15 protein-coding genes are annotated in these 21,728 nt (G+C 43.2%); 9 read left to right on the forward strand and 6 right to left on the reverse strand.

Going from position 1 to position 21,728, the window contains the following annotated elements:
- Window positions 1-89: 89 nt before the first annotated feature.
- Together GFC28_RS14410 and GFC28_RS14415 are read left to right on the forward strand one after the other, a co-directional pair.
- Window positions 90-287 (forward strand): hypothetical protein, encoded by a 198-nt coding sequence (locus tag GFC28_RS14410; RefSeq protein ID WP_044745035.1) that lies wholly within the window; start codon window positions 90-92, stop codon window positions 285-287.
- Between the two features lie 66 nt (window positions 288-353).
- Window positions 354-839 (forward strand): MFS transporter, encoded by a 486-nt coding sequence (locus GFC28_RS14415; protein WP_156487541.1) that lies wholly within the window; start codon window positions 354-356, stop codon window positions 837-839.
- A 166-nt stretch (window positions 840-1,005) separates the two neighbouring features.
- Here the strand turns inward: GFC28_RS14415 and GFC28_RS14420 are convergent, their stop codons facing one another.
- Together GFC28_RS14420 and GFC28_RS14425 are read right to left on the reverse strand one after the other, a co-directional pair.
- Window positions 1,006-1,638 (reverse strand): class D sortase, encoded by a 633-nt coding sequence (locus GFC28_RS14420; RefSeq protein ID WP_044745034.1) that lies wholly within the window; start codon window positions 1,636-1,638, stop codon window positions 1,006-1,008.
- Window position 1,639: 1 nt separating this feature from the next.
- On the reverse strand, window positions 1,640-2,953 hold the full coding sequence (locus GFC28_RS14425) for a processed acidic surface protein (RefSeq protein WP_044745033.1): 1,314 nt from the start codon (window positions 2,951-2,953) through the stop codon (window positions 1,640-1,642).
- 753 nt (window positions 2,954-3,706) lie between these two features.
- Here GFC28_RS14425 and GFC28_RS14430 point away from each other — a divergent pair.
- Complete coding sequence (locus GFC28_RS14430; protein WP_044745032.1) at window positions 3,707-5,638, forward strand: S-layer homology domain-containing protein; 1,932 nt, start codon at window positions 3,707-3,709, stop codon at window positions 5,636-5,638.
- Window positions 5,639-5,719: 81 nt separating this feature from the next.
- Here the strand turns inward: GFC28_RS14430 and GFC28_RS14435 are convergent, their stop codons facing one another.
- The 4 genes from GFC28_RS14435 to GFC28_RS14450 all read right to left on the reverse strand — a co-directional run bounded on the left by GFC28_RS14435 (window position 5,720) and on the right by GFC28_RS14450 (window position 13,804).
- Window positions 5,720-6,637: an S-layer homology domain-containing protein gene (locus GFC28_RS14435; protein ID WP_044745031.1), complete on the reverse strand. Its 918-nt coding sequence runs from the start codon at window positions 6,635-6,637 to the stop codon at window positions 5,720-5,722.
- 239 nt (window positions 6,638-6,876) lie between these two features.
- Window positions 6,877-7,818, reverse strand: a complete 942-nt coding sequence (locus GFC28_RS14440) for an ABC transporter substrate-binding protein (protein WP_044745030.1) — start codon at window positions 7,816-7,818, stop codon at window positions 6,877-6,879.
- A 1,604-nt stretch (window positions 7,819-9,422) separates the two neighbouring features.
- Window positions 9,423-10,631 (reverse strand): polysaccharide deacetylase family protein, encoded by a 1,209-nt coding sequence (locus GFC28_RS14445; RefSeq protein WP_052661003.1) that lies wholly within the window; start codon window positions 10,629-10,631, stop codon window positions 9,423-9,425.
- Window positions 10,632-10,849: 218 nt separating this feature from the next.
- Window positions 10,850-13,804, reverse strand: a complete 2,955-nt coding sequence (locus tag GFC28_RS14450) for an SH3 domain-containing protein (RefSeq protein WP_231883388.1) — start codon at window positions 13,802-13,804, stop codon at window positions 10,850-10,852.
- 584 nt (window positions 13,805-14,388) lie between these two features.
- Here GFC28_RS14450 and GFC28_RS14455 point away from each other — a divergent pair.
- The 6 genes from GFC28_RS14455 (at window position 14,389) to pssE (ending at window position 21,726) form a co-directional block, all read left to right on the forward strand.
- Window positions 14,389-16,677: a S8 family peptidase gene (locus GFC28_RS14455; RefSeq protein WP_231883387.1), complete on the forward strand. Its 2,289-nt coding sequence runs from the start codon at window positions 14,389-14,391 to the stop codon at window positions 16,675-16,677.
- A 180-nt stretch (window positions 16,678-16,857) separates the two neighbouring features.
- Entirely contained in the window at window positions 16,858-18,360 is a 1,503-nt protein-coding gene (locus GFC28_RS14460) for an N-acetylmuramoyl-L-alanine amidase (RefSeq protein ID WP_231883386.1), read from the forward strand.
- 149 nt (window positions 18,361-18,509) lie between these two features.
- Window positions 18,510-19,664 carry a polysaccharide pyruvyl transferase family protein gene (locus tag GFC28_RS14465; protein WP_044745028.1) on the forward strand — a complete coding sequence of 385 codons (1,155 nt, stop codon included), beginning with the start codon at window positions 18,510-18,512 and terminating at the stop codon, window positions 19,662-19,664.
- On the forward strand, window positions 19,657-20,769 hold the full coding sequence (locus GFC28_RS14470) for a glycosyltransferase (protein WP_231883385.1): 1,113 nt from the start codon (window positions 19,657-19,659) through the stop codon (window positions 20,767-20,769). The genes GFC28_RS14465 and GFC28_RS14470 overlap by 8 nt, the downstream gene beginning before the upstream one ends.
- The gene (pssD, locus tag GFC28_RS14475; RefSeq protein ID WP_044745027.1) at window positions 20,762-21,247 is read left to right on the forward strand and encodes a PssD/Cps14F family polysaccharide biosynthesis glycosyltransferase; all 486 of its coding nucleotides are present in this window, start codon (window positions 20,762-20,764) and stop codon (window positions 21,245-21,247) included. The genes GFC28_RS14470 and pssD overlap by 8 nt, the downstream gene beginning before the upstream one ends.
- Window positions 21,244-21,726, forward strand: coding sequence for a PssE/Cps14G family polysaccharide biosynthesis glycosyltransferase (gene pssE / locus GFC28_RS14480; RefSeq protein ID WP_044745026.1), 483 nt, complete (start codon window positions 21,244-21,246; stop codon window positions 21,724-21,726). Before pssD ends, pssE begins: the two co-directional genes overlap by 4 nt.
- Window positions 21,727-21,728: the final 2 nt, after the last annotated feature.

The raw sequence follows: 21,728 nt of genomic DNA on the forward strand, positions 1-21,728 counted from the left end.
GATGAAAGAGCAAGGGAATATGGCAAGTCGTCCAATTTAAATATTCTCCCACGTTTTCTATCATTACTAAGAAAAATGGGGGATCTTATTTGAACATAGAACGGCATTTTCTAGCGCTGATGCTGGGCCAATCATTGGCCAATATTGGTGATGTGCTTTATATTGTCGGTGTGATGGCGACGATTTACCGCATGACGGAATCAGCTGACGCAAGGCTGGCAAACGATTGCTGCGATACCGGCATTAAAAACGATTGCGGTCATGGAATGTTTAGAAACGGTTTCTAGCTCTGTTTGGATTGCTGCCATATTAATGGTGTACGTACAAGAGATGTTAAACGTGCAGGAAATATGGTGGGGGTATCTAAACAGCGCTTCCTTGATTGGCCTGATGCTCGGCAGCTTATTATGCGTAAAATTTCCTTTATTTTATGGGTGGACCGGCGACGGGCAGCGTTGATGGCATGGAGTTCGCTTGTGTCTGGCATGGCGACGATTGGGGTAGGGATGACACGAATTCCGGTGCTGGCGCTTATTTTATCGGCTGTCATTGGCTGCTTTAGCCAATTGAAGCAAATTCCACAACAAACACTGATTCAAACGAGTGTTCCAAAGGAACAATTGGCTGCTGTCTATACTTCAATTGGAACAATATCCACCGCTATATTTGGAATTTCCTCTTTGATTGGATGGCTTTCCGATACGTTCGGTGCCTCCATCGTGTTTGTTTTTTCAGGGCTATTGCTTTTGCCGGTCAGCGTCATCGCTTATGCGAAGTCATCATTATGGAGGAAGACGCAGCGACAGGACGGACGAAGAGGCGACATGGAAAAGGAATAGGGAGTTGCCATGCGCTTGAAATAGGAGTGGATCGCATAGCAGACCGCGTTGTTTCGTACGACCCTTCATTTAGCGCAAGCAAGAAAAAACCGGAGCAGCTGTTTCCACATGCGGAATGGCCGCTCCGGTTTTACATAGGCTAACGAAGAATAAAGCCGCTGTTTTTTCATGCAGATCGTGCTTTGTTTGTTGGCGGAACCCTCATGTTTTTTTCTGTTTTCACAAGATTGGCGACAAGTACATATCGTTTTGGAGCCGCTCCAATATAGTGAAACGGATAGCAAGTGGAAACGGTCAACGTAGCTTTTGGTTTTGGCACAATGACGGTCCGGTCATTGGCGTCGACAATCCGCACTTTGCGGACTTTATAAGTAAACTCACCAGCTTCGGTTTTGACAATGAGGATATCTCCTTTTCCCACGTCACCAAGCCTGCGAAAGACGGTGTCGCGATGGCCAGCAAGCACACAGTTGTCTGGCTCACCGGGAAGGACGCTTCCAGCGTAATGGCCGACGCCCTTCTCAAGTTCGTCTTCGTTCGTGCCGTGATAAATCGGCAATGCGGCGTTTAGCTTGGGAATGAGAAGCTCCCCCATTTGCTCTCCAGTTTTTGGAGGATGACGGTAGACGACATGTGCGGCTTTGGCCGATACAGCTGGTTTTGCGTCTGCTGTTTTGGTTGGGATCGGTTTAGAGGCATGAATGCCTTTTTCCCATTTGTATCCATAGAATAAGATCAACAAAAGACCAGCCGTCATCAGGATGATGCCGAAAAAGCGGGTGATGGTTCGTTTTCGCATTTTATTTGCTGTCTGCTCCTTTTCGAGCTCGGAATAAAAAGGCTCCAATGGCCACAAGAGCAACGCCAGCTAGCATGTTTGCCGCATAAGGAGCAGCCGTTTTTGGCAGCTTGGCTCCTGTTTCCGTTCTTTTGACTGGTTTTGGTTTAAGTTGTTTTTGGATTTGTATCACCTTTCCGCCTTGTTTCACATCATTTCCGACTTCTTCAAATAGATCGGAATTGAACATATCGGCTGTCAACACAAAATCAGCAAGCATTTCTCCTTGCTTGTTGTAAATTTCGATGAGAAGGTCATAGCCATTGGTCGATTCAAGAGTCAGCAATGACGATAAGCTTAATGGTTTTTTCTCGCCAGCTTTTGTTAGGTAAAATTGAACATCCAGCTCAAACAGGTCAAGCATGTCATGAAGAACATCGGCAATTTCCGCTAATTGAGCAGGAGACAATTCGGTTGCGCTTGTAAAATCGTACGCGCCAATGGCGGCTAAGCGTTCTCCGATTTCCTCCATTTTGCTTGCGAATTGTGGATCTTCAAGATTTAACGACCCAAAATGATTGTACAATTTTTCCAATTCGTCATTTGTCAGACCAAGCTCATCCAAGTCAGGCATTAGATAATCCACGACAGCCATTGCCAGCTCTTCGACAGTCGTATAATGGCTTAATGAATCACCGTGAGCGGCTAAAAGCTTCTCCAGCTGCTGCTTCGTTAAACCAAGCCCGCTTAAAAATTCATTTAACGCTTCTTCAGTAAGCGGAGTGAGGCTTTGATAATAGTCTACGGCATCTGCTAAATCCCCAATGGAGCTGTAATCTTCTAAAGATTCTCCATGTTTTTTTAACAGTGTCAGCAATTGATCTTTTGTCATATGGCGTTCTTGCAAAAATTGGTTTAATCTTTCATCTGTAATTGGAGTCGAATAGTCATGGAAAAATTCGACATAATCAGCCAGCTCGTTGTAAAATTTAAACACATCGGTGATTGGTTGATTTGGTTCGAGTTCACCATTGTCAATCAGCATTTGTTTAAGTTCGTCTTCGGTCATTCCGTATTCGTTCAGCAATTGCGCCAAGTTCTCTTCTGTCAGCGCATCACCGAGCTCAGCGCGGAGTTCGTCGACGCTGTCAAAATCATCAAGCGTATAATCGTAAGAGTCTGCTAAGTATTCCTCCAATTCTTCGACTGTCATGCCGATTTCATTCAAATAGCTTTGCAGCTCTGGATCGCGGGAATCCATGGCAAAAGCAGAAACAGGACATGCCGCGATGGCGAGCGATGTAGCCAAAGCGAAAGGAATGAATTTTTTTCTCATGTGTAAGTAACCCCCTACGTTGTTGTAATGATTACGTGATAAGTATAAACGAACGCAAAATGTTCTGAAATCTAAAAAAATGTAACATTAATGTAATTAAATTGAAATTATGTATAATTAATTATTTTGAAGAAAGTCGAAGTTAATAAAAATAGCGCAACGGTACCTGCCAGATGGTGATGCAGATAGAAAATCGCAATCAACAAGATGCTTTCATCAATTTGAAGAATAGCCGGCATGGGGAAGAAGGCTGTGAAATCATCCTGTATGAATATCACGTACACACCGAAAGTTGGCGGGAGAGGTTCATCTGCGAGAAAGACAGCACAAGAACATATGTTACCATAGTGGGGATGATGAATCAATAAGAAATGGTGGGAATGCTCTGCTTTCAGGTTTTTTGACTTCGGCTTGTTGCTTTCCGAAGCCGATTCGTTCCATCCACAAGCTGCCCCCTATCATTTTTCACAAGTGTTGATGATTATTATTTTACTAAAAATATGGAATGATTGAGCTAGACACCAAGCAATGTCAATGGGCTTTTATTAGATCATCAACACACCTGATCATTTTTTGTGAAAATGAACAAATCCTTCCCTATTTCCTTTGTGGGGAATGTTTTTCTTAATAGCTGGGACATATTGATTCATATGTTTTCACCCCTATCATGAAATTGGTATGATTCGTTAAGTTTTGACAAATTTGGACGATATAAATAAATGTAAGAGAGAGTTGAAGAGGGAGGGGAATAGAATGAATAAAGGTTTGCGGCATGTTGTTTTTGTATGGTTGGCTGCCTTGATCTATATGGGATTTTGGCAGGCTGGACACGTGCAAGCGGAGGAAAACGTGCGCGTCGGCCTCGTTGTTTCACAGCTCAGCGAAAGCTATGCTTTCATTGAAAGGGCGGGCGGTTATTCCAACGGGACTTATATTCAGCCAAAGCTGATCGGATCGTCGATTAAAAATAAACGAATCAAAGCCCAGTTATTGCTTGAAGAATTAGGATATCAGGTGGAACGCGTCCATGATGCGCAGTTAAGCGATCCAAAGCAACTGGCGAAATTTGATGTGCTGTTTTTCCCGAATACCGTCATGATGTCAAGACAGCAACGTCAAGCAGTGAAGGAATATATCAAAAATGGCGGCGGAGCGATTTTTGCGTTTGCCATGGCGAGGAATGACAGCGCACGTTATCCGTATAAAGAGACAGATTTGGATGTAACTCCGGTGATTTACGAGACGAAAACATGGATTTGGGAATGGGACAATTTGAGCGAGGTCTTTCAATCCGCCTTTGTGAACGATGTAGCCCTTGGCAACTTTACGATCAAAGCGGCAGGAAGCCACCCCATTGTCACAAATACGTTAAAACGATTAGGAAAGACAAGCCTGCTTCTTGAAAATCGCCGCTTCGGCAAGTACCAGCCGACATGGGTTGAAATCATAAAGCCTTATTCTAATAATCGTTATGCTACCCCCATTTTGCAGTATGAGACGATCGGTTATTCCTCTGTGCCCGAGCATACACCTCCTAAGACAGGAGCGGCTTATGCGATTGAATACGGAAAAGGGAAAGCGGTTTGGTTTGGATTTCAGCTATTGGATTATATAACGGTCGATGAGCGTCTATCTCATGAGTGGGAGGAAAAGAATCCTGCTGGACGGCTGGAGGTCAAAGGGAAAGCATGGGATGATTTGAATGGCGGTGAAGATTTAAAAACGTTGGTCAATGAGAGTGTTCGCTGGGCAGCGCAGCCATTAGCTGTATCGCACCCAATCGACCGTAAAGTAGCGATGACATTAACCGATGTCCGGGCCTATCCGCGTCAGAGCGATTATGTTGTATATGGCACAATGAAAGCCAAGAACAACGGAAATGTGATTTCGCGCGGGACGATGCGAGTCGAGCTAACCGATCCTTCAGGAAAAGTGAGAGCCTCTTATGAAAAGTATGTAGTGGGTCTTGTACCAAAAGGAGATAGCTACCCAGAAAAATTTGCGTTCACACTTCCGAAAAATACCCCTGTAGGAAGCTATAAGCTAACGGCTTCCTATCGCGCAGGCAGAAATGCTCAAAGCGGAGTAAAAACGGCCGGCTATACGACCATGATTTCAATTAAAGATCCTAAAAAGAGCGCTTCAGTCCTTCCTATGGCTCCATTTAAAGATGTGCCGACGCGTTATTGGGCAAAGGCGGACATTGAGAATTTAGTAAGCTTAGGAGGCATTACAGGATATAAGGATGGAACATTTAAAACGGAAGCGCCTGTTAGCCGTCTACAAGCCGCTGCCATGATTGTCCGTTCGCTTGGATTAAGCACAAAAAATCGGCCGAATCCGCAACTGCAAGATGTCAAACCGGGACAATACGGGTATGAAATCATTGCAACTGTTATCGATGAGGGGATTTTTAGCGGCTCCAACGGGCGTTTTCATCCAGAAGCTCCTTTAACGAGAGAGCAGATGGCGAAAATTTTAGTGAATGCGTATCATCTGACCGGAGAAGATGACGTTCGCTTTCAAGATATTGACTCGACGCAATGGTCAAGGCCGTACATTGCCACATTGTTAGCGAATCAAGTGACCAAGGCTAGCGGACTTTTTCGTCCATATGAACGAACGACCCGTGCGCAGTTTGCGGCCTTTGTCAATCGTTCATTGCAGGCGGTCGACAAAGGATAAAATCGTTGGCGAGAAGGCGGCGAAAGCCTTTTGCTTCCGACGATAAAAGAGCGCCTTCAAGGGCGCTCTTTTATCGTTCGGTTATTTTTTTGTAATAGTGGTTTGAGCGTATAGGGTGATATTAGTTAAATTCGTTGCTGGATCCAACGTATCATAGAAATTGGCAGATGGGAAGTTAAGTTCGAGCTGTTTCGACTGTTTGGCATTTAAATAAACTTCGTTTGACTCGAATTCAAACAATCCGCTAGCAATCCATTCGCCATTGCTGGTTACCAATACAAGCGAATCGTTGACCTCAACAGGATAAGAGAAGTTGTTTTTCGCTTCCACTGTAAGAGTTAAGCTACCATCTTCTTCGAAATGATAGCTGACGGCTTTTAGCAATACAGCCTGCTTAAACGAGTCATCTAGTACTCTTGCCATGAATGCGGAAAACTGTGAACGCTTCAAAGGAGCATTTGGACGGTACGTATTATCGGAATATCCTGTTGTAATGTTGTTATCAACAAGGCAAGAAACATAATCGTACAGCCAGCTTTCGACATCAACATCGTCAAATTCTGAGCCGAAGGCATAATCTAAATGATAGGCTTCAGCAAGGATTTTGGCCATTTGTCCTCTTGTTAACGTGTCCCAAGGCTTGAAATAGCCGTTGCTTCCTGTCATGATACCTTCGTCTGCAAGTGTTGCTGCATACTCATATCCGTAATCGCCTGGTTTAAGATCTTTGAAATTAGGATTTGGGCGGTTTTTTGTATCGAGCCCTAATGCTTTCACTAACATTTCAGCAGCTTGCATGCGCTTAATGGAGTCCTCCGGAAGGAACTTTCCATTTTTCCCGTTGATAATTTTTTTGCTGGCTAAATAGTTGATTTCATTATAGGCCCAGTAGCTGGAATTGACATCGGAAAATGAACCAGCTGCGGATGTGAGATTTGCCGGCAACACGAATGCCGCGGCTAGACAAAATAACAATGCGCGAAGAAATAAACGTTTCATTTTGACCCCCTGTGTAATCTTTAGATATATTTGTCGAATTTCATTATAAAGAGAAGCTGAGAGTTTGAAAAGAGTAAGAATTTATTGGAAAATAAATAGGAATGTTCATAGATTGCGATTTTTCATGCCCATTCATCGATTCATTACAGAAAATACATAAAGACTTTGAACATGCCATAAAGGATGTTCTCAAGACTGTTTCCAAAGTTGGTCTGCATAAAGTGTGTGAAAACATTTTATTATTTGCTGAGCATCGGTACAGCGGCTTTTAAGAAATTCGTTTTGCTCCACGCTGTGCCGCCTTGTGCCAGCGGATCCACCACGTTGACGAACACTTTCTTATTTTTCACCGCCTTGATATTTTTCCAAATCGGATTTTTTTGCAGTTGCTTCAAGGCTTCCGTCTTATTCTTGTTTTCGTCTGTCGAGAATTGAATAAAGATATAATCCGGGTTCATGGCACTGAATTTCTCCAGAGAGATCACTTCCTGAGATTTCGCCTTTTTAATCTCGTTCGGCACCGTCAATCCTAAATCTCTATACAACGTAGGGTTGAAAAACACATCCTTATTATAAATCATCATGTTGCCATTTCTAATTCGGATCGCCACCACTTTTTTCCCTTTCAGCTTCGTGCCTAACTTTTTCTTAGCCGTTGCCAGTTGAGTTTTGTAGCTTTTGATGATGCTCTCGGCCTGTTGTTTCTTCCCCGTTAATGTAGCCAGCAGCCGTAAATTGGCTTCCCAATCTGTCGAAATGTGGGAGACGGGAATGGTAGTAGAAATCTTTTGCAATTTGTTCAGCACATCTTTCGGGAATTTGGTCGAGGCTAAAATCACATCTGGTTTTAGCTTGACGATGGCCTCCAAGTTAGGTTGGGTTTTTTCACCAATGGATACCGTAGAACCGGTAATTTTTTTGAACATGCTTGGAAACTTACCGCCAACCGTGATGCCCCCAGCAGGCTTTACGTTTAGCACAAGGGCATCTTCCATCGTTTCCATGCTTCCGGTGATCACGATTCGTTTCGCGGGCACAGGAACGGTATATGTCTTCCCAAGATATTTAATTTTGGTCGTCTTGCTGGTCGCTGCCGCCGCTGGCGATTGCACTCCGCCAAGGGCTAAGAGCGCGATAAGTAGAGCAATAAAGCTACGATAAAGCCACTTCCGTTTTTTCATAAATGAGCCCCCCTGTTTTATAATGATAATGATTATCATTAATAATTATAAGTGGGTCTTTTCACTCATCCATAGACAGGATCCAGAAGTTATTTTGGACAAACTCCATAAAACAGCGGCAACGTTACCTTTTTTGTCCTCGTCACCTTGGATGGATGTAGACGTAACAGGATGGCTGGTATGGAAGTTTTTATAGGACTTTTTGCATATTTTTCATATATAAGTGCTTAATGATTGCAGTATTGGGGCCATTGGCGAATGAGCTAGATCGAATAAGAAGATGGAACATAGGGCCGACTCAAAAAGCAGAATTTGATTTTTTCGATGATTGGGGGCAAATCACGGGCTTTCCTCGGTCACATCTAAGCGCCATACGCACATTCAACTAAAGAGTCATTTCACTCCGCTATATAAATTGAAACGTGTTGCAACACGTATAAGCACATAAATTGGAAATTATATACAGTTGTGATTCATTCAATCCCAAGGGATGAACACTTACATGATTTTCATAAAATATGTAACATCATCCATCGAAAAGTCTCCCACCTCTAAATGGAGTGGAGGAGGATTTGTTCCCTAAGAGCGGTTGATGATCAGTTCTTTGCTTTGTCCGACTGAAGAAGGATTCTAAAGGAGCAATGTAGAATATGTCATGTATGTAACAACATGGACAATAAAGAATAAACTTCTATTGCTTTCGGATGATTGGGGCAACAAATTGTCAACAAGGATTATCTTTAGCGAGCGCACAAGCAAGACCTATGTAGCCATGCTGTCTTGCCCCATGACAGATATAAGCAGGTGTAGTGAGAAAATGAGGCACAGCGAACGAGAAAAACGTGTTTAATATTGAAAAAAATGAGGAATAATGTTCATATGAAGGAAAGGTTATGGCATTCTAGAAAAAAATTACGACATAATTCGACAAAATATTCTTTTTTCAGTAAAATATATAGACAAAATTCGACAAAATTTTTATAATGTAATTACGGTAAGATTTTGGTGGGTAAACCATTGATGAGGCTACCAACTGAAGTTCATGGTTACCCAACAGCTTTTCGCCAGGCGAATATGCCTGGTCTTTTTTTATTTTTATGAATCAACGCTGACTGAATAATGATGATTTTTGTCGAAAGAAAGATGTTGACTTATATTATAGATGTATGATAAAAAAGGTCCATTGCCGACCACATTTTTAATGTATATTATGGGGCGAGTAGCTTCTATGTAGAGGTTATTATCAAACAATGACCGCTTTGTACTTTGGCATACAGAAGCAGATTTTTCGACAATCGGCAAGTCCGCCTTGATCTGTCTTCTGTCATCATATACATCATCTTTGTTCAAATAGAGTGTCAATGGTGTCCATCATCAAGAAAATGAAGAAATATGTCGGTTTTGTCGAATTTTGTGTCTAACCCCTAAAGGCGATACCGAGATTTTACTTCCTGTACGGCAAATGGTCATTGTTAAAATGGAATAAATGGCTTAGAAAATGGTTTCAGTGACATGGATTCTTCGCAACAGTAAAAAAGGCTTCTTGTGCCGCCGCATGATTTTCGCGTTGGTTATGACGGTGAGTGCGGCAGGCCAAAAAGCCTCTATTCGACCACTTGAATGACTTTTTTAAACTCGTCGAGCGTCATGTCTGGAGTGATGCCATGGCGCTTTAATTGATATGGATCATCGCCAGGCTTCACAGTCCCGATCTTCGTTGTGAAGGCTAGTGTAAACCCTGTTTGTTTTAATATGCCGATCGTTTCCGGCTTATACTGGCCAAACGGATACGTAAAATAAGTCGTTCCATGAAGCAACTGCCGGCTTTTCAGTAAATCTGTTTTTACAGTCGCTGCTGGCACTTTAACCAAATTGCCAATGCCGTCTTTGCCGCGATTATGCAGAGCGTGCGTATGGCTCGCAAATTCGAACACATCGCCCATTTTCGCAATCTCCTTCCAGTTCAAGAACTGATAATCATCAGGGTTAAATGGCTTCAACGGACGGCTGTTTCGGCTTGTGATTAAAAAGGCAGCTGCGTGCAGTCCGTATTTTTTAAGCACTGGATAGGCATACACGTAATTGGTTTTTAATCCATCATCAAAATGAATCATAATGCTTTTAGCAGGCAAGTCCTTTTTCCCTTTAACAAAGTCTTCAAGATCATGAAGAGTGATCGTATGGTAGCCATCATCATGCAGCAATTTCATTTGTTTGGAAAATTCCTCATAGCTTACCACTGTCGGATTATGATATTTTCGATTTTCTTTTTCTTTTAAGATATGATGATAGACAATAATAGGCACCTCAGTGGCTAATCCGGCTACCTGCTTTTTATGAATATAGGCGGTAGTGCCGGCAAACATGATTTGATACCAATCTCCATGGGTTGCGATCACTTGAACAGGCGTATTTTTATAAAGGACGCCGATCGGCTGGCCGAAGCGGGGTGCTTGATAGACCCAGATGTTTTCTTTTGGACGAACCGTTTGAATCGCTTTTGGTGATGCGAGCGGTGAAAGAGTAAACGAACGATTCAGCTCTTTCACTCGCTGTTGATAAATATAGTATGGCTTGCCGCCAATTTCAGTCACATACCAATTTTTGTTGTATTGTATCGCATAAAAAGGCTGATTTTTATACAATTTCCCGGCTGGTTCAAGCCGACCGTGAACTTTACGACAAAAAAACGTACGATCGTCTGTCGCTTCGATCTTTTTCTCAAAATGCTGCGGAATCCAGCGGGCGGCTGCGACTACGATAGCAAGAAGGGCCATACAGATCGCTGCCACTATATAAGATATTCGCTTCATAGAAATCTTCTACCTCCACTTATGTGTAGCGCCATAGGAATGGGGACTCCTCCCATTTTCCTGACGCGAATGTGTTGACAAACCTCGAAATCACGTCGCTTCTAGGGCTATTGAGCGACTTTTCAATCCGTGAAACTTGCTGTTTTAGAAGCAGCAGAAAAAGCCAGTGGAGAAAATCGGCACGATTTTCTCCACTGGTTTCATTTTCAATTTCTTCTTTATTTGCTTGACTGGTATACAGGGATATCGAAAATTAATGTATAGTTATCGATCAAATCATACAAGCGGCTAATATTGGACACTTGCTTGACGGCCCAGCCGATATCGGTTGCATATTGATGGGTTCCCGGATTGGCTGGATTCCATCTCATTTTATACAGCGTGTCTTGTTTATAGGTTGGATTGCTGATATATTGGCTGGCGATGTATTGAGCGCCTCCAATAATCGCAGCCTCTGGAGTAAACCAGCCCTGTTTATAGGCGTATTCAGCCCCGCATGTATTCGGACAACTGTCATAAGCGCCAATGCCGTACATATTATAGACCGTTTTTGGAGTGACAGGCTTGCCGTCGACTTTATCGACTAAGATGCCATTCGCCAAAGCGGAAGTTCCGTTCCCTGTTTCCAATAAAGAGTGTGAGATGAGATAAATTTCATTGATATGGTACTGTTTCGCTGCCTCGACAAATGCTTGGCCTTTGCCTGATAAGATGCCCTTGTTGGCTAAAATTTTGTTGTTAATATCGCTGACAGGAACACCGGCTGTTTCTGATAATACAAGAAACTGAAAATACTCCTTGCTGTCGCGACTAAAGCGGCTTGGATCGAGGTAAGAAAGCACATCCGCTTGTTTGGCATTTTTCCAAGGGCCAAAGTCGATTTCGTACCAATCGCCCACCTTCGCTTTAATGTTAACGACAGCTCCTTGCTTTAATGTTCCCACAATCCAGTAAGTTTCTCCGGCTCCTTCCCGTACGTTCAAGGTAGTGGCGGTAACCGTTCCTTTTGTTGGGAACGTTGTGGCGTTTTGTACTTGAACGTAGGCAGAGTGGACATATGATTTTTGGTTTCTGTATAGATCGGTTTGCGGATTTTTCGTCATCTGAATAGTCAGCATCTCATCAAGCGTTAAGTGATACTGTGTGTAACGCAAAATCGGGCCGACTTGAATGTCATTTTTTAAAACATATCCAATTCGCCCTGACAGATCAATGACGACAGCGTCTGTTTCATCACGAATGATCGGATAGCTTTGTCCCTGCTTAAGGATGGCAAAGCGGACGAGGCTGCCGGTTGATTTGTCATACACAGGCACATCAGCGAGCGTGAAGAACGTTTGGTTTAGCGGCTGAAGTCCTTGGTTTTCATTTTTTACATTGATTTGGAATGGAGGTCTTGTCGACTCTTTCCAAACATATCCGAATTTTTGCCCATATTTGATCTTATGCCAATTTCCTCCGTCGCTCACCCGCGGGAAGACTTGTCCCTTTTCCAAGTAAGCAACCGGCACGAGCGCTCCTGTACTGTTATCGTAGACCGTAACGCGATCTTCGATCACTTCGAAATAACGGTCGGTCGTTTTGAACGGAAGCTTGACGCTGCTTTTATGGACATATCCAGCTCGTCCTGATACATCAACCATGTACCAATTGCCGCTGTCCTTCAAAATCGGATATTTCACGCCTTTTTGAATGGTCGCAAATTTCACAAGACTTCCTGACGAATTGTCATATACAGCTGTATCCGCGATGGTCGTAAAATATTGCGAAGTCGGCGCTAACGAATTTAAGTTTTTGATACTTGCGCTTGTAGCAGGCTCTGTGGATTGCTTTAACACATATCCATAGCCGCTGCCATACTTGATCTGATGCCAGTTTGCGCCGTAATCTTTCACTCTTGGAAACACTTGTCCTTTTTCAAGCGTGCCCACCTGTACGAGCTGCCCAGTGCTATTGTCATAGACTGGTAGAGGGCCATTCACGACTAAGAAGTAGCGGTCGCTGCTTTTAAAATCGACATGCACGAGACTTTTATGGATATAAGCGATTCTTCCGGAAATTGAAATTTCATACCAATTGCCGTAGTCTCGAATAATCGGATAGGACAGCCCCTTCTGGATCGTAGCGATTTGAATCAGTGAGCCAGTGGAATTGTCATAGACTGAGGCATCGGCTGTTGTCGTGAAAGTGCTTGCGCCGCCCGTCTGTGTGCTAGTTTTTAAGTTTGCGGAGCTGACGGGAATGGTGCTGCTTTTTAATACATAAGCGGTTTTAGAACCGAATTGGATTTCATGCCAGTTCGCGCCGTAATCCTTTATTCTTGGAAACACTTGCCCCTTCTCCAAGGTGCCAACTTGAACGAGCTTACCCGTGCTGTTGTCGTAGACAGGCAATTTGTCGACTGTGACTTGGAAGTATTTGATGCTGGCAGTAAACGCCGTTGTTTGTACAGCAGTCGTTGCTACAGATGCACGCGGTTGACTTGTTTGTCCAGACTCTGCCGGCTTGCTTGCTGGTGTTGTTTCTGTTGGCTGGCTTGAAGGAGCTTCGTTTAAGTTGCTTGAACTTTCCGAATCTGTTGAATCGGTTGAGTTTTTCGGATCTGTTGATGTCGTGGAATCAGCTTCGGATGGCTGATGATCGCTTGGCTGCTCCGTTTTTGTAATCGAAGCGGTTTTTTGAATATAAGCTAGTTGGCTTCCGATCACGACTTGAAAGGCTTCGTCCGTTTCTTGGAAGATGGGATAGGTGTCGCCTGGAAGTAAATATCCAATCACTTCTCCGTTTTGCGAATAAACGGCCGATTTCTCCTGAATTTGCACATACGAGTCATTAGTGTTATCAGAATCGTATGAGTAATCATCAGGCGACGGAGGATCGATGTGTTGTGTATACACTACATCGACATAAGCTAATTCCTTTCCCCACTGAAAATAAACGTGTTCTCCTTCTATCTTGGCAACTTTGACAATCGCTCCTTTGGCTAACTCGCCTATAGGCGGAGTGTCTTCACTTTCCTTTACAGCTGTTCCGTCTTGCACGACCTGTATGTATGGAGCGGGTGGTTCAGAACTATCTGTCGCTGCCGACGCATAAATAGAAGGTGAAGCATAGGAAATAAGCAGCAATAACACAGCAACTACACTATAAAGTTTTTTGAATTTCACAAACATCTCAATCCCCCAGTAAAATTATGTAAGATTTATAGTGATACAAAACAAATTATATCATTTTTCCCAATAAAATGACATAGTTCGATGGGGCTATCTCACGATAATTGGAATTTAATAGATAAAAAGTTACCAAAATTCCCTAGTATGATCCTACATTTACATCTTCTTGAGATTTGCGCTGATATCATAGTGAAGAATGTTTGTCGACCATCTGGGGCCATGTGTTTAGAGTTCTTTGGCAAATATATGGAATTGGTTGTAGAACGGTTTTCATATACGCTATAATGAGGGGACCAATGGTGTTTTAACGTATTGGAGCATGTTTGCTAGAAAGTGTATACAACAAAGTAACGAGTGCTAGAAAAATAGACGATTCAAGCTAGGTAACGAAAATCATAACTTCTTCATAAGGATGTTTATGAAGGGGATGGAATTTGCATTATAGGAGAAAAAAACGCGGTGAGCGGCTGCTTTTGTTCGAGATTTACTTGCAGAAGAGAGGCGTCTTCCATAAACCAAAAAGGAAGGGATCACTCATGGAGAATGGGCGATCCCTTATTGATCATATGAGGACGGTGAACAGTGTGAACAGAAAACTCATCCTTGGTTTTTTTGCTGTTATTCTTTTTTTTGTTTTCAATGGGTCCTATGCTCACGGCCAAGCGTTATCAGAGTGGCTGATTTATTTTCGTACGCAAGACGACTATTTGCAATTTCTTCAGACGTATCAAAGCCGAGTGGAAGATACCGGAAGCTCTTTTGTGGTCAAAGCGCGTTTTAGCAGCGATGAAATCAAAGCAGTTGAACAATTGCCTATCGTATCAAGGGTAGAGCCTAACTACCAGAAAACGCTGGCTGAAACAACGACTTTTAATGATCCCTTCTTCTTTCAACAATGGGGACTGCGAACGGTAGGTGCAGAGGTGATTGCGCCGTCACGAGACGGGCAAAACCTTTTAGATGGTCGGGAAGTCATTGTGCAGAATCAATCATTTACATATGAGGAGCAGCCGTTATCAGCTTCAAGCTTTTCTTTTTTATTGAATGGCGTGAAATTATCGCGGTTATCGCTGGAAATGGATCACGTGGAGGGAAACTGGCGGCTTGAGGTGAAAGATGGGCAAGGCAATGAGCTGGCAGCGAATGAAGGGAATACGGCTCAACTGGACGTGCTGCTGCCCCAAAATCGTACGTACGATACGATCCATATTTTGATTCAAACGAATGGCTGGTCCAAGCAGCCGATCGTGAAGAAAGCGGTCGCTGTTAACCATGTGACGGTCGCGGTGATTGATACAGGCGTTTCGGTTCACGAAGATTTTTGCGGAAATGTTCTTTATAGCTTAGGAAAAGATTATGTGGATGGAGACGGGATGGCGGTAGATGAGAACGGACATGGCACTCATGTGGCTGGAATTATTGCTGCTTGCCCGAACAACGGAAAAGGAATCGTTGGCGCAGCCGGGTCCGCCCCTGTTGATATTCTTCCTTTAAAAGTGCTCGATGCGCAAGGGACTGGCGGAGATTTTGAAATTGCCCAAGCGGTGAATGATGCTGTTGCTATGGGAGCCAATGTGATTAATTTTAGTTTAGCGGGGAAAGGGAAGACGCTTGTTTTAGAGCAAGCGATTTCTCAGGCACTTTTGAACGGTATCCCTGTTGTCGCTGCCGCGGGTAATTGGGGAACATCGCTGCAGGATATTTATCCTGCCTCCTATCCAGGCGTGATAACGGTTGCGGCTATTGATGAAAAAGGCGGCGTATTGCCTTATTCGGATTACGGATGGGAAGTGGATGTCAGTGCACCTGGGGCCAATATTATCAGTACCTTTCTAAATGATACCTATAAATCGTTAAGCGGCACTTCTATGGCAACGCCATTTGTTACAAGCGAGGTAGCTATGCTGAAAGCGGAGCATCCAGAGCTGGATGTGATCCAGATTCGTAAGATGCTCTCGGAAACAGCCTTCGATATAGGGGAAAAAGGCTATGATATCCATTCTGGCTATGGAACCATTCAGATCGCTAAGGCGCTGCAGGCCTCGCCGAAAGCGGCACTAGATTGGCTCACCATCAAAAATGGACAGCAACTGAATTTCTCTCAGTCACAGCTTCTTGGCGTATCGGATGGGCTCGTCGGGAAAAATGTATATATTTGGTTGGACGATCAGTTGATTTTAAAGAAAAAGGCAGATCGCACATGGATTTCAGTGACGCTGCCGGATATTCGATCAGGAAGGAACGAAAAAACGTTAAAGGTGATCGCAGTGGATGACGCAGGTACGATTTTAGCAACTGACGAACGGTTGATAAAAACGGCGGACTCGTCTTCGGCATCGTTTTCGGATGTGCCTGCTTCATTTTGGGCTTATCAAGAAATTCAGCGAGCCTACCAACAAAAGCTTATTAACGGTTTTACAGACGGCACGTTTCGGCCAAACCAATCGTTATCAAGACGGCATGCAGTGATGATGATGAACAGGCTGTTTCATTGGCCGCTTCATCATATTCAGCCGCCATTTGCTGATGTGCCGATCGATTTGGCAGGAGCGCTTTCGATTTATGCTGCATACGACCAGCGAGTAGTAACGGGCTATAGCAATGGAAGTTTTGCTCCCGAAAAGCTTGTGACGAGAGCGCAAATGGCGGTTATGCTGGCGCGTGCATTAAAGCTGAGCGAGCATTCATTTAGCGGGACGCCTTATCCTTTTAAAGACCTTTCTGATCCGGGTCATTTTGCTTATGATGCCGTTCAACAACTGGCGGACAAAGGCATTATTTCTAAGCAAGACTATTTTCGTCCTAATGAATATTTAACTCGCGCCCAATTTGCTGCATTGCTGATAAGGGCCTCTGATTATCTACAAAAATAGAAGAATCCTATCGATTCTTCTATTATTTATTTTTCGACATTTTTGCGTCATTTATTGTCAAATGAGGGTTGAAGTTTTGGACATAGTTTCATAGAATGAAACATAGAGTGGAAAAATATAGCTGTCACATTCAGTTTGAGATGGAATATAACACCAAAAATCAGGAAGGAGAGGGATTCATTGCGTTTTTTGTTAATGGCTCTGGCGTTCATTGTTATGTCGCTGCCTTTTGCGGCAAATGCTTATGCGGCTGAGCAAAACGACGAGTTATTAAAAATTGAAGATTTTAATCAGGCTCCCCCCGATCAGACAGCTGCTCACGCTGCTTCGTTTGCAATTGCTTCCTCAGGCGCGGTTTTTTCCGATGTACCTGAAGGCTATTGGGCAAAAGAGGAAATTGAATTTTTGTATCAGCGTTCGATCATTCAAGGATATCAGCAAGGCAGCCAATTGCAGTTTCGTCCGTTGGATTCTTTGACGAGGGCGCAAGCGGCCAAAATGCTGATGCTCGCGATTGGTGAAAAGGAACCAACTACCATTCAAGTCAAGTTTAAAGATGTTCCATCAAGCCATTGGGCGGCTCGCTGGATTAGCCTTGCGGCGCAAAAAGGCATTTTCACAGGATACGACGACGGCTCCTTTCACCCTAATGATAAATTGAAACGGTCGCAAATGAGCAAAGTGCTCGCTCTTACTTTTTCACTTTCTAATCCTCCGGCCAATGCGAAAAAACCATTTACTGATGTTAGCTCAAGCTACTGGGCTTATTCCTATATAACGAAGCTTTATTACAATGGAATTTCCAATGGAAGCGGAAATAAATTTATGCCGGAATCCTATATTTCCAGAGATCAGTTTTCTGCCTTTTTGGCGCGGGCGATGAGCGATCAGTTTCGTTTGCCGGTGAGCAGCGCGGATGAAGGTACGGTCATCGCGAAAGGAAAAGTCACCGCCCAAACGTTAAATGTTCGTTCATCTGGATCGACGAACGCTTCGGTTGTAGGCCAGCTCAGCAACGGAACCATTGTAAATGTTTATAGTATTCAAGGCTATTGGGCGAAAATTTCATACGGAAACTTGCGCGGCTATGTACATAAATCATACTTAAAATTGCAGAATGTAAGCGGCAGCGTGTTGGCTGGGCGGATTATTACAGTGGATGCGGGACACGGCGGAACAGACCCGGGAACGATCGGAAATGGCGCCAACGAAAAAGACATCGTTCTATCTGTTGCGAAAAAGCTGAAGCAGAAGTTGGAAGCGGCGGGTGCCAAGGTCATCATGACAAGAGAGAGCGATACGTATCCGACATTGGAAGAACGGGTCAATATCGCTAAGCAAAATTATGCGGAGCTGTTTATCAGCATCCATGTAAACTCTGCAAGCCCGTCAGCAAAAGGAACGGAAACGTACTATGATACTTCGACGAATCCGAATGGATATGAAAGCTATTTATTAGCGAAGGAAGTTCAGGCGCAAATTGTGGCTAATGCGAATATGGTGGACCGCAAAGTCAAGGATGAAGCCTTTTATGTCATCCGTAACAATACCGTCCCTAGCATTCTTGTTGAATTAGGGTTTATTTCGAATACCGAAGATGTCAAAAAACTCACTTCCGACCAATTTCAGAATATTTTCGCTGAATCCATTTATAATGGAATTGTGCAGTACTATAAAAAATAAGACAAATGGGGGCTTTCGATGATTAGCCCCCATTGTTTTTTGCTAGATGAAAAATTGATATAATGGAATCGTGATAAAGGCTTTTACCTATGAGTGAACGATAGTATAATGTAAAAGTTGAATAAATAATAAGTTAAAGGTGCTTTGTTATGAAAATAGGGATTATTGGTAATTACGGACATCATAATAATGGCGACGAAGCAATTTTGATGGGGATTCTCAAGCAATTGACGGAAGAATTGGCGATCAGCAAAACGGATATCGTCATTTTTAGCCATAATCCTGAAAATACAGAGGAACGGTATGGAGTCCGAGCCATTCCGCTTCTTTCGCGAAAAAAAAGCCTTCTGCTTACCATTTTAGCTACCCTTAAGGCTAATTATTTGCGGATGAAGGAACTGGATGTGCTGATCATTGGCGGCGGCGGTTTATTAATGGATTTATATAAACGAGATGCACCGTTGTATGCAACGCTCGGCATGCTAGGACATTACGCCGGATGCAAGGTCGTGATTTATGGAGTAGGTGCAGGGCCGATCCGTACAAAGGCAGGTGCTTTTTTTATTAAACAGCTGCTGAAAAAGGCCCAGCAAATTTCTGTAAGAGATGAGAGCTCAAGGAAACTGCTTCAATCGCTCCAAGTAAAAAAAGAGATTGAGGTTATTGGCGATCCAGCTCTATTTTTAGCACGTTCATCGAAAAAAATGCAGCGAGATTCGGTTCGCCAAATTGCTGTGACAGCTGTTCCGTACTACAGCTCCCAATATTGGCCGACGACAGATGAACAGAAGTATCAGCAATATATTTCAGGCATGGCGCAAAATTTAGATGAACTCATTCGTCAAAAAGGGGTTCATATTACATTTTTTTCGACAAAATATCCCCAAGATGTGCAAGTAACAAAAGACATTGCCTCTTTCATGCAATATCGCGATAAGGTCGTCATTATCGATCAAAATTTATATCCGAGTGAGATTTTATCGCTTTGTGAGTCGCATGATCTCGTGATTGGGACAAGGCTGCACTCTCTTATTTTAGGAATCGCTGCGAAAACTCCGGTGATTGGTGTCGGGTATCACCCGAAGGTCCAGCATTTTCTGACTGCTATTCAGCAGCTTGATCGCTATATTGCGATCGAGAAATTAGCACAAGATGATCAGTTGATGCTGCAAATGGTCAATGAAATCGAAAAGAATTGGCCGGAAGTCCAGCAGCGTATCGAGTTGATATCTGAGAATATGAAAAACGAGGCCGAGAAGGGAATACAACTGTTGCAGAGGATAATAGGTGAGAAGCATGTCTAATCGAAAAGTATTAGTGCTTAGCAATATGTATCCGACTGAAAAGGCAAAAGCTTTTGGGATTTTTGTAAAAAATCAAGTCGTCGCTTTACAGAAGGCGGGATTGGATGTTGATGTCATGGCTGTCACCAATCCAAGTATGAAAAAACAAGCGGTTCTGATCAAATATCTGGTTTGGCTGTTGAAAGTGCTGATTCATGCGGTGGTTCGTGGAAGACGGTATGATGTCGTTCATGTCCATTATGTTTTTCCGACAGGCATATTAGGCCTTTTGTATAGAAAGCTTTGGAAAACGAGATTCATTGTGACGGCGCATGGCGGAGATATTGAACGAATGGCGCATAAAAGTAAGAGAATTTGGCAATGGACAAAATATATTCTTCAGGAAGCTGATCACGTGATTGCGGTAGGACCGAAGCTTTATGAAGAGATTCATGAGCAATTTGGCGTGGCGAAAGAGAAAATTTCGATTATTAATATGGGAGTCAATCGCGAAGTGTTTCAGCCGATGAACAAACAAGAGGCGCGCAAGCTGTGCGGAATAGCCGACGATGTGATTCCTGTTTTATATGTCGGCAACATGATTGAGCAAAAAGGGCTGCTTGAGCTTGTTGATGCATTTGCTATGCTGAAGCAGGAGTATCCGAACGCCAATCTCTATATGATTGGCCAGAAAAAAGATGGAGCGTTTTATCAACGGCTTTTGCAGCGAATGGAACAAAGCGGTGCGCAGGATATTCATATGCTGGATGCGATGAATCAATCAGAGCTAGCCATGTGGATGTCGGCGGCTGAAGTGTTTGTGCTGCCTTCCCATTTGGAAGGATTCGGGCTTGTTGCTTTAGAAGCGATGTCTTGCCATACGCCGGTGGTCGGTAGCGATGTCGGCGGACTTTCTTATTTATTGAGCGGCGGTGCCGGTATATTGGTCGAGCCCCGTAACAAGGAATCATTATATGAAGGAATAAAAACAGTGCTTAGCGATGCGAAAATGAGGGAACAATTAATTCAAAAAGGTGAGCTTCGCGCTCAAGAGAACGATGGAAAGCGAATCGTTGAACGAGTGATTCAACTTTATTCACCTCCGGAGGGAGTACGGGATGCGTAGAAAAAACAAAGACAGAAAAAAGGTGCTATTTATTGCTTCCCTTGGAGGGCATTTAACGCAATTGTTGCAATTAAAGCCTCTTTTTTCTGCGTACGATTATCATATTGTAACGGAAAAATCGGTCATCACGAAAGAATTGAGCAAACAGTATAAGATTTCTTTTTTAATGTATGGAGCAAGGAATTATCCGTTCCGATATATTTTTAAATTTTCCTATAATGTCATCATGTCTTTATATTATTTTCTTCGCGAAAAGCCGGATGTTGTGGTGACAACAGGCGCTCATACGGCCGTGCCCATGTGTTATATTGCTAAGTTGTTTGGCAAAAAAGTCATTTTTATCGAGAGCTTTGCGAAAACCACGACTCCGACGATTTCAGGAAAATTGGTGTATCCAATTGCTGATTTATTCATTGTGCAGTGGGAAACAATGAAAAAACATTACCCGAAAGCGGTTTATGGAGGTTCGATCTATTGATTTTTGTTGTGTTGGGAACTCATGAGCTGCCTTTTACGAGGCTGTTGCGGGAAGTAGAAAAGCAAATTATCTCTGGAAATATTAAAGAAGAAGTGATTGTGCAGCAAGGGCATACGCCTTATGAATCGCCACATATGAACATGATGACATTTACAAGCTATGAGGAAATGGAACGGCTGTATCGGGAAGCGAGCATGATTATTACTCATGGAGGAACAGGATCCATTACGACAGGGGCAAAAATGGGCAAGAAAATGATTGCTGCCCCTCGTCTCATGAAATATGGAGAGCACAACGATGACCATCAGCTGGAAATCGTGCAGCAGTTTGAAAAGACGGGACACATTTTAGCGTGGTATGAAAATGAAGATTTCAGCGAAGTACTGAAAAAAGCCAAGCAGTTTGAACCTGTTCCGTTTGTCAGTGGAAATGATGAAATTATCTCTATTGTTCGTTCATTTATTGATAAGCATGCATAAAT

This window comes from Anoxybacillus sp. B2M1, assembly GCF_001634265.1.
Classification (GTDB): Bacteria; Bacillota; Bacilli; order Bacillales; family Anoxybacillaceae; genus Anoxybacteroides; species Anoxybacteroides rupiense.

Coding starts and splice junctions, on each gene's coding strand:
- GFC28_RS14420 (WP_044745034.1), bottom strand. CDS start 1,638: ATGCGAAAACGAACCATCACCCGCTTTTTCGGCATCATCCTGATGACG.
- GFC28_RS14425 (WP_044745033.1), bottom strand. CDS start 2,953: ATGAGAAAAAAATTCATTCCTTTCGCTTTGGCTACATCGCTCGCCATC.
- GFC28_RS14430 (WP_044745032.1), top strand. CDS start 3,707: ATGAATAAAGGTTTGCGGCATGTTGTTTTTGTATGGTTGGCTGCCTTG.
- GFC28_RS14435 (WP_044745031.1), bottom strand. CDS start 6,637: ATGAAACGTTTATTTCTTCGCGCATTGTTATTTTGTCTAGCCGCGGCA.
- GFC28_RS14440 (WP_044745030.1), bottom strand. CDS start 7,818: ATGAAAAAACGGAAGTGGCTTTATCGTAGCTTTATTGCTCTACTTATC.
- GFC28_RS14445 (WP_052661003.1), bottom strand. CDS start 10,631: ATGAAGCGAATATCTTATATAGTGGCAGCGATCTGTATGGCCCTTCTT.
- GFC28_RS14450 (WP_231883388.1), bottom strand. CDS start 13,804: ATGTTTGTGAAATTCAAAAAACTTTATAGTGTAGTTGCTGTGTTATTG.
- GFC28_RS14465 (WP_044745028.1), top strand. CDS start 18,510: ATGAAAATAGGGATTATTGGTAATTACGGACATCATAATAATGGCGAC.
- GFC28_RS14470 (WP_231883385.1), top strand. CDS start 19,657: ATGTCTAATCGAAAAGTATTAGTGCTTAGCAATATGTATCCGACTGAA.
- pssD (WP_044745027.1), top strand. CDS start 20,762: ATGCGTAGAAAAAACAAAGACAGAAAAAAGGTGCTATTTATTGCTTCC.